The following is an 8,916-nucleotide window of genomic DNA, read 5'->3' as shown; positions in this document are numbered from 1 at the left end:
CCTCCGCGAGCCGGTCACCCCGCGCGAGCCCGTTGACCCACGGACCGGGCCGCAGACGGCCGTCCCCGTCCTCGAGCGATTCCGCATGGACGGCCGTGTCGTGGTGATAACCGGCGCCTCGTCGGGCCTCGGCGCCGGGTTCGCCCGCGCCCTGTCCTCCGCCGGAGCGACCGTCGTCCTGGCCGCGCGGCGCAAGGAGCGTCTCGAGGCACTCGCCGAGGAGCTGCGCTCGCGCGGCGGTACGGCATCGACCGTCGCCTGCGACGTCGCCGATCCCGAGTCCTGCGCCGCCATGGTCCGTGCGGCGATGGAGGAGCACGGGCGGGTCGACGTGCTGGTCAACAACGCGGGCCTCGGCACCGCGGTGCCCGCGCTCAAGGAGAGCCCGGAGCAGTTCCGCTCGGTCGTCGATGTCAATCTCAACGGCGCGTTCTGGGCGGCCAAGGAGTGCGCGGCGGTCATGGGGCCGGGCTCGAGCATCGTCAACGTCGCGAGCGTGTTGGGCCTGACCGCCGGCTTCGCGCCGCAGGCCGCGTACTCGGCCACCAAGGCCGCGGTGATGGGACTGACCCGCGACCTGGCCTCGCAGTGGGGCTCGCGCCGCGGTATCCGCGTCAACTCGCTCGCGCCCGGGTACTTCGCGTCCGAGATGACCGACGAGATTCCCGAGCAGATGCTCGCCGACATCACCGGCAGTACGATCTTCGGTCGCCTCGGTGTGCAGGCCGAGTTGGACGCCGCCCTGCTGTTCCTCGCCTCGGATGCCGCCTCGTTCGTCACCGGCACGACCCTCGTGGTGGACGGCGGCATGACCCTGCACTGATCGCCGCTGCACTTTTAGCCCCACGCGCTTCTCTCCGCGCATTTCGCCGCGCTTCCCGCCCCGGGCCGCGCACCGACCCGGCCTAGCCCCTCTACAGGAGTAATGATCATGGAGTTCGCTCACAGTCAGCGCAGCCTCGAGCTGCAGGAGAACATGTGGGAGTTCATGCGCGAGCATGTGTTCCCGGCCGAGCCCGTGTGGAAGGAGTACCTCCGCGAGCACGGCGACAACGCCTACCCGCCGGTGATGGACGATCTCAAGGCCGAGGCCCGGCGCCGTGGCCTGTGGAACCTCTTCCTGCCCGAGTGGTCCGGGATCTCCAACCTCGAGTTCGCCGCAGTGTCGGAGATCTCGGGTTGGTCGCCGGTCATCGCGCCCGAGGCCATCAACTCGCAGGCGCCGGACACCGGCAACATGGAGACCTTCCATCTCTTCGGCACCGACGAGCAGAAGGCGAAGTACCTCGAACCGCTCAAGGCCGGCACCATGCGCTCGGCCTACGCGATGACCGAGCCCGACGTCGCCTCCTCGGATGCCACCAACGTCCAGACGGTCATCCGCCGCGAGGGTGACGAGTACGTGATCAACGGCCGCAAGTGGTGGATCACCGGCATCGCCGACACCCGCTGCGAGATCCTGATCGTGATGGGCAAGACCGACGAGTCGGCCGAGACCCACCGTCAGCAATCGATGGTTCTCGTGCCCCGCGACACCCCGGGCCTGACGATTGAGCGCAACCTGCCGCTGTTCGGCTACCAGGACCAGCACGGCCACTGCGAGCTGGTGTTCAAGGACGTCCGCGTGCCGGTGTCCAACCTGCTGGGGGAGGAGGGGGCGGGCTTCGCGATCGCCCAGGCCCGCCTCGGACCGGGCCGCATTCACCACGCCATGCGCGCGATCGGTATGGCGGAGCGCGCGCTCGCCCTCATGGTGGACCGCGCCAAGTCCCGCCACGCGTTCGGCGGCTACCTGTCCGAGCAGGGCGTGGTGCAGGAGCACATCGCCAACTCCCGCATCGAGATCGACCAGGCGCGCCTGCAGGTGCAGCACTGCGCCTGGATGATCGACACGGTCGGCGCCAAGGAAGCCCGTTTCGAGATCTCGGCCATCAAGGTGATCGCCCCGCAGGTCGCCTGCACGGTGATCGACCGGGCCATCGAGATCTTCGGCGGCGCCGGCGTCTCTGACGACACCCCGCTCGCGTACTTCTACGCATGGGCCCGGGCGCTGCGGATCGTGGACGGCCCCGACGCCGTGCACCGCCGCACCATCGCGCGCGGTGAGCTCCGCAAGACCCCGCCCTACATCGGCTGATACTAGGATGTCCAACAAACCAATTCGGGTAAAGGAGAACACCACATGGGTGCAGTAATCGTCGAGGCCGTGCGCAGCGCGGTCGGCAAGCGCAAGGGCGGCCTCGCCGGGGTCCATCCGGCCGACCTGTCAGCAGATGTTCTGAGTGGACTCGTCACGAAGGCGGGCCTCGACCCGGCCGCCGTCGAGGACGTCATCTGGGGCTGCGTCACCCAGGGTGGCGAGCAGGCCGGCGACATCGCCCGGACCGCGGCCCTGTCGGCGGGCTTTCCGGAGACCGTCAACGGCGTGACCATCGACCGCCAGTGCGGTTCATCGCAGCAGGCGCTGAGCTTCGCTGTGGCCGTGGTCGAGGCCGGACACCACGATGTGATCATCGCCGGCGGCGTCGAGTCTATGACCCGTGTCCCCATGGGATCGCACATCTCTGCCGAGTCGTTCCCCTACGGCCAGAAGTTCTTAGACCGGTACAACGGCATCGCCCCCAATCAGGGCATCGGCGCCGAGATGATCGCCGAGCGCTGGGGCTTCTCCCGCACCCAGCTCGACGAGTTCGCCGTGTCCTCGCACGAGAAGGCCGCCGCCGCCCAGGACGCCGGTTTCTTCGCCGACCACATCGTCCCGGTCACCACCCCGGACGGCGTGTTCGACACGGATGAGGGCATCCGCCGTGGCTCCACCGTCGAGACCCTGGGCGGGCTCAAGACCCCGTTCAAGGAGGACGGTGTCGTCTCCGCGGGCAACGCCTCGCAGATCTCTGATGGCGCCTCCGCGATCCTCGTGATGAGCGAGGAGGCCGCCGCCAAGCACGGCCTCAAGCCCATCGCGCGCGTGCACACCGCGACGCTGGCCGGCGACGACCCGGTCATCATGCTCACCGCACCGATCCCGGCCACCGCCAAGGCACTGGCCAAGTCGGGTCTGTCGATCGACGACATCGGCACCTTCGAGGTCAACGAGGCCTTCGCGTCCGTGCCGATGGCGTGGCTCGCCGAGACCGGCGCCGACCCGGTCAAGCTCAACCCCAACGGTGGCGCCATCGCGCTCGGTCACCCGCTCGGTGGCTCGGGCGGCCGCCTGATGTCCGACATGATCGCGCACATGCGCAACCAGGGCATCAAGTACGGCCTGCAGACGATGTGTGAGGGCGGCGGCCAGGCCAACGCCACCATCATCGAACTGCTCTGACCTGACCCGGGGCTCGCGCCTCGATCACGCCCCGCGGCCCCCGCACTTTCCAGACGGAGAGCGCGGGGGCCGCTGGCGTGTCAGCGGGCCCCGCGTGCTCAGGCGCCGGTGAGGACCACCGCGCGGCCGAGGATCTCGCCGCGGTCGAGTGCCTCGTAGGTCGCGGGCGCCTCGTCGAGGGTGACGCGCCGCGAGATCACACCGCCCAGGTCGAGCTTGCCGGCCGCGAGCAGGCGGATGAGGTCGGGGACGTCGCGTCGGGCGCGGGCACCGTAGGAGCCCTTGATCTGGATCTTGCGCCGGACGATCCGGGCCAGGTCCACGTCGAGGGTGGTTCCGGCGGGAGGAATGCCGACGACGACGGCGCGGCCGCCCTCTCTGGCGATGTTCACGGCCAGATTGGTGGTTCCCGCGGAGCCAAGGGCTTCAAAGGCGACGTCCACTCCGCGACCGCCGGTGATCTCGGCGACCGCCCCCGCGGCGTCGACGCGCGAGCTGTTCACCGTGTGGGTGGCTCCCATCCGGCGGGCGAGATCGAGCTTGTCGTCGTCGACATCTATGGCGATAACCGACTCGGCGCCACTGGCGGCCGACAGTTGCACGATGTTCTGTCCGACCCCTCCCACGGCGATCACCGCCACCGACTCGCCGGTCCGCACCTCACCCACGTTGCGCACGGCGCCGTACGCGGTGAACAGGGAACAGCCGAGGATGGCGGTGTCGGTCAGGTCGAGGGAGTCCGGGAGGCGGAAGACGCTGGTCGCGGGGGTGACGCTGTACTCGGCCATGCCGCCCATCGAGTACATCGACAGGGGAGAGCCGTCGGTGCGGTGGAGGCGGGTCTGCCCGTCGTAAAGCGTGCCGCGTAGGCGGTTGAACTCGAAGAACGTCGAGCACAGGTCCTCCATGCCGCGGGCGCAGTTCTCGCAAGCGCCGCACGGCATGATGAACGAACCCACCACGCGGTCGCCGGGCGCGACGGTGGTGACCCCCGCGCCGACCTCGGCGACGATCCCGGAGATCTCGTGGCCCAGCACCCCCGGCAGCGGGAATCCGACCTCGCCCTTCATCACGTGTAGGTCCGTGTGGCAGACCCCGCACGCGTGATTGTGGACCAGCACCTCGCCCGCGCGGGGCTCGGGAACGGGGATGTCCTCGATCACCAACGGCGATCCGGTTTCGACGCAGACGGCAGCCTTCATGCGTGCGACCCTACTCAGTCGCAGGGCGCCGGGAGGCCGAGTCGGTGAGGCAGGGGAGGCCGGGGAGGCGCGGCGTGGGAGGCGGGGTCGGCGCGGCGTGGGAGGCGGGGTCGGTGGGGACGGTGGGGCGGGGTTGCGGGGTCACCGACACGCCCCACAATCGATGATCATGGTTGCTAGCATCGAGCCGAGCCGGGGCAGAGACGTCCCGCACACCGGTACGGGCGGAGGACATGCGATGGCCGATCAGCCGACGACCTCGGAGGTGGACGCGAACGACTTCGCGGACATGCTCGCCACCACCAGGGATTTCATCCGGAACTCCGTGGTGCCGAGGGAGCAGGAGATCGTCGACACCGACGCGATTCCCGAGGACATCCGCCGGGCACTGGCCGACATGGGGCTGTTCGGCTACGCGATCCCGCAGCGCTGGGGCGGGCTGGGGTTGGACCTCGCCCAGGACGTCGAGTTGACGATGGAATTCGGCTACACCAGCCTGGCCATCCGCTCACTGTTCGGGACGAGCAACGGCATCGCCGGCCAGGTACTGGTGAACTACGGCACCGATGAGCAGAAGGCCGAATGGCTCGGGCGGATCGCCTCGGGAGAGGTGATCGCCTCCTTCGCGCTCACCGAGGACGGTGCCGGATCCAACCCGGCGGGGCTGTCGACGCAGGCAGTACGGGACGGCGACGACTGGGTGATCGACGGGACCAAGCGGTTCATCACCAACGCGCCATCCGCCGGACTGTTCGTACTGTTCGCCCGCACCCGGCCCGCGGACGCCAGCGGTCCCGGGATCGCCGTGTTCCTCGTCCCCGCGGATGCGCCCGGGGTCACGGTGGGGCCGAAAGACAAGAAGATGGGGCAGGAGGGCGCCTGGACCGCCGAGGTCTCACTGCAGGGCGTGCGCGTGCCCGACTCGGCGTTGGTCGGGGGCGACGTGGACGCCGGCTACCGAGCGGCCATGACCTCGCTCGCCCGCGGCCGTGTCCACATCGGCGCACTCGCGGTGGGGGCCGCGCAGCGGGTGCTCGACGAATCCGTCGCCTACGCCGCCGTGACCACGCAGGGCGGGCAGCCGATCGGCGAGTTCCAGCTGGTCCAGGCCATGCTCGCCGAAATGCAGACAGGCGTGATGGCCGGACGGGCGCTGGCGCGGGACGCCGCACAGCAGTGGGTCACCGAGACCGACCGCCGGATCGCGCCGTCCGTTACGAAGCTCTACTGCACCGAGATGGCCGGCAAGGTCGCCGACCTCGGGGTCCAGGTTCACGGCGGCACCGGCTACATGCGCGGCGTGGCGGTGGAACGCATCTACCGCGACATCCGCCTCCTGCGCCTGTACGAGGGCACGAGTGAGATCCAGAAGCTCATCATTGGCGGCGGGCTCGTGCGCCGCGCGATCAAGGCGGCGAACGGGCGGTGACGACGGGCGGTGCTGGTGGCGCATGGGTAGGCGCTGGTGGCGCTTGCGGCGCTGGCGGCGCAGCCGAGGAGATGCTGCCGCTGGCCGGGATCACCGTGATGGCGGTCGAGCAAGCCGTCGCCGCGCCCCTGGCCACCCGACATCTGGCCGACCTCGGCGCCCGGGTGATCAAGATCGAGCGACCCGGCGAAGGCGACTTCGCCCGCGCCTACGACGCGACCGTGCACGGGCAGGCCTCCCACTTCGTGTGGCTGAACCGCGGGAAGGAGTCGATCGAACTCGACCTCGGCTCGCCCGAGGGCCTGCGCACTGCTCTCGCAATTGCCGACCGCGCGGACGTGGTGATCAGCAACCTGGCCCCCGGGGCGATGGGCCGGCTCGGCCTGGGGGCGGAAGCGCTCCGCGAGCGGCGGGAGGACCTCGTCGTCGTCACCATCTCCGGTTACGGCGAGGACGGGCCCTATGCCCACCGCAAGGCCTACGACATGCTGGTCCAGGCCGAGTCGGGACTGTGCTCGATCACCGGCACGCCGGAGGCCGCCGCCAAGACCGGGGTGCCGGTGTCCGACATCGCGACCGGCATGTACGTCCTGTCCGCGGTGCAGGCGGCGCTGCTGCGGCGGGAACGGAGTGGGGTCGGCGCGACGGTCGAGGTGTCGATGTTCGAGGCGACGGCCGAATGGATGGGCCACCCCATGTACATCCGCATGTACGACGACCAGCAGGTTGGACGGATGGGGCTGTCGCATGCGTCGATCTGCCCGTACGACGCGTATCCGACCCGTGACGGGCAGGTGCTCATCGGCGTGCAGAACGACCGCGGGTGGGCCGCGCTGGTGCGCGACGTGCTGGGACGTCCCGATCTCGCCGACGACCGCCGCTATGCCACCAACATCGAGCGTGTCGCTCGGCGCGCGGAGGTGGACGAGTTGATCGGGGACCTGACCAGCGGATTCGGTTCGCAGGACCTGGTCGAACGCCTGGACCGGCATGGCGTCCCGGCCGCGCGGATCAACGACGTGGCCGGCCTCGTGGACCACCCGCAGTTGGCCGCCCGCGACCGGTGGCGCGATGTGGAGACCCCCGGCGGGGACGTGCGGGGCCTCCTGCCGCCGATGACCTTTACAGACGTAGAACTACCGATGGGGCCGGTGCCCGCGCTTGGGCAACACACCGAGGCGATCCTGGCCGAGCTCGGCCTGGCCGGGGGCGCGAGGTCGGGCGAAGGCACCGGACCCGCCGGACACTACACACGAGAAGGAGAGCGTTGATGGCCTTGCTTGAGGGGAAGACAGCCGTAGTCACCGGCGGCGCCCAGGGGATCGGACTGGAGATCGCGCGGACGTTCATCGCCGAGGGCGCCCGCGTGGTGATCGGGGACATCAATGACGAGGCCGGCGCGGCGGCGGTGGCCGAACTCGGCGGCGAGGACTCGGCCCGCTACATCCGTTGTGACGTCCGGGACGGTGCGGCGGTCGAGGCGATGATCGACGGCGCCGAGGAGGCGTTCGGGCCGCTCGGGGTCTTTGTCAACAATGCCGGCGTGACGCGTGATGCCACCATGCGCAAGATGACCGAGCAGCAGTTCGACGACATCATCTCGATCCACCTCAAGGGCACCTGGAACGGCACCCGCGCCGCCGCCGGACGGATGCGCGAGCACGGCGGCGGGGCGATCGTGAACCTCTCGTCGATCTCCGGCAAGGTCGGGCTCGTGGGTCAGACGAACTACTCCGCGGCCAAGGCCGGGATCGTGGGACTGACCAAGGCCGCGGCCAAAGAAGTCGCCTTTGCCGGGGTCCGCGTCAACGCGGTGCAGCCCGGCCTGATCCGGACCGCCATGACGCTGGCAATGCCGCAGCATGTGTGGGACGAGAAGATGGCCGAAATCCCCATGGGGCGCGCCGCCGAACCGTCGGAGGTGGCCCAGGTGGTCCTGTTCCTGGCCAGCGACATGTCCAGCTACATGACCGGCACGGTCCTGGAGATCACCGGCGGGCGGCACATCTGACCGCAGTCAGAGGGGTCCGGGGGACCTCAGCCGCCGAGGTCCCAGCGGATCGGCTGGGAGAGCGCGGCGCGGAACCGTTTCTTCAGATAGACGGTGTGGTCGGTGATGTGCCGGGCCATGAGGTCGGCCGCGGCATCGGGGTCGCGGCCTGAGATCGCGGCGTAGATCTCCTCGTGGATCGTGCACGTGTGGTCGCGCTGCCGCTTCGGATACTCCACGCCCATCGTGGCGCCGGCGAGGATGCCGAGCATCGCGTCGAAGAGGTACCCGAACAGGGCGTTGCCCGAGCCCCACGCGATGAGCGCATGGAAGCGCTCCGACTCGGCGGTGAACACGTCGGTGTCCGTGCTGCCGGAGCGCAGGGCCACGACGTTGGCGCGCAGTTCCTCGAGTGCCTCCGCGCTCATCCGCTGCGCCGCCAGCCGCGCGATGGAGGGCTCCATGGCCGCGCGTGCCTCCATGATCGTGGAGAACGGCGCGTTCTCGAACTGCAGCAGCAGGCTGAGCGACGCGGCGAGCATCCCGGCGTCCGGCTGCTGGACGATCGGACCACCGCCGGGCCCAGGCTTGAGGGTCAGCGCGCCCTGCAGCTCCAGATAGCGCAGTGACTCCCGCAGGGTCCCGCGGCCCACGCCGTACTCGGCGAGCATCAGGTGCTCGGGCGGCAGGCGATCGCCCACCGTGTTGCCGCGCCGGGCGATGTCCTCGACGATCTGCTTGGCCACCAGCAGCGCCGTCTTCTGCGGACGGGAGGCGTCCGCGCCACCGCGGCTCGGTCGGACGGGGGAGGGCTTCTCGGTCATGGTGTCGCGGACTTTCCGTGTGGCAGGGCGTCGGTGGCGGGGCTTGCGAGGCGTGAGGCTCGTGAGGGCGGGGCGGGCGTCGTCAGGGCATGAGCGCGGTGAAGGACCAGTCGAGAACGGGTTCTCCCGAAGCGTCGCCGCCCTCG

At 69.9% G+C, this 8,916-nt stretch carries 8 protein-coding genes; 6 read left to right on the top strand and 2 right to left on the bottom strand.

The window, feature by feature from the left end; all coding sequences use genetic code 11:
- Positions 1-85: 85 nt before the first annotated feature.
- The 3 genes from G6016_RS08965 to G6016_RS08955 all read left to right on the top strand — a co-directional run bounded on the left by G6016_RS08965 (position 86) and on the right by G6016_RS08955 (position 3,325).
- Entirely contained in the window at positions 86-823 is a 738-nt protein-coding gene (locus G6016_RS08965) for an SDR family NAD(P)-dependent oxidoreductase (RefSeq protein WP_182632330.1), read from the top strand.
- Between the two features lie 108 nt (positions 824-931).
- A complete protein-coding gene (locus tag G6016_RS08960) occupies positions 932-2,137 on the top strand; it encodes an acyl-CoA dehydrogenase family protein (RefSeq protein ID WP_182632326.1) in 1,206 nt (401 codons plus the stop codon).
- Positions 2,138-2,182: 45 nt separating this feature from the next.
- Positions 2,183-3,325: a thiolase family protein gene (locus G6016_RS08955; protein ID WP_182632324.1), complete on the top strand. Its 1,143-nt coding sequence runs from the start codon at positions 2,183-2,185 to the stop codon at positions 3,323-3,325.
- 98 nt (positions 3,326-3,423) lie between these two features.
- Here the strand turns inward: G6016_RS08955 and G6016_RS08950 are convergent, their stop codons facing one another.
- Entirely contained in the window at positions 3,424-4,527 is a 1,104-nt protein-coding gene (locus G6016_RS08950; RefSeq protein ID WP_182632322.1) for a zinc-binding dehydrogenase, read from the bottom strand.
- A gap of 238 nt (positions 4,528-4,765) precedes the next feature.
- On the opposite strand from G6016_RS08950, the gene G6016_RS08945 reads away from it, so the two are divergent.
- The 3 genes from G6016_RS08945 to fabG all read left to right on the top strand — a co-directional run bounded on the left by G6016_RS08945 (position 4,766) and on the right by fabG (position 7,967).
- Positions 4,766-5,956, top strand: coding sequence for an acyl-CoA dehydrogenase family protein (locus tag G6016_RS08945; RefSeq protein ID WP_182632320.1), 1,191 nt, complete (start codon positions 4,766-4,768; stop codon positions 5,954-5,956).
- 71 nt (positions 5,957-6,027) lie between these two features.
- Positions 6,028-7,227: a CaiB/BaiF CoA transferase family protein gene (locus G6016_RS08940; RefSeq protein WP_182632319.1), complete on the top strand. Its 1,200-nt coding sequence runs from the start codon at positions 6,028-6,030 to the stop codon at positions 7,225-7,227.
- The gene (fabG, locus tag G6016_RS08935; RefSeq protein WP_182632317.1) at positions 7,227-7,967 is read left to right on the top strand and encodes a 3-oxoacyl-ACP reductase FabG; all 741 of its coding nucleotides are present in this window, start codon (positions 7,227-7,229) and stop codon (positions 7,965-7,967) included. The genes G6016_RS08940 and fabG overlap by 1 nt, the downstream gene beginning before the upstream one ends.
- Before the next feature lie 26 nt (positions 7,968-7,993).
- Here fabG and G6016_RS08930 read toward each other — a convergent pair whose 3' ends face one another.
- Positions 7,994-8,770: a FadR/GntR family transcriptional regulator gene (locus tag G6016_RS08930; protein ID WP_182632316.1), complete on the bottom strand. Its 777-nt coding sequence runs from the start codon at positions 8,768-8,770 to the stop codon at positions 7,994-7,996.
- Positions 8,771-8,916 lie beyond the last annotated feature (146 nt).

It is taken from the genome of Dietzia aerolata (assembly GCF_014144865.1).
Classification (GTDB): domain Bacteria; phylum Actinomycetota; class Actinomycetes; order Mycobacteriales; family Mycobacteriaceae; genus Dietzia; species Dietzia aerolata.
Note: the sequence above shows the minus strand (reverse complement) of the source record. Positions and strands in the feature narration are given on the sequence as shown.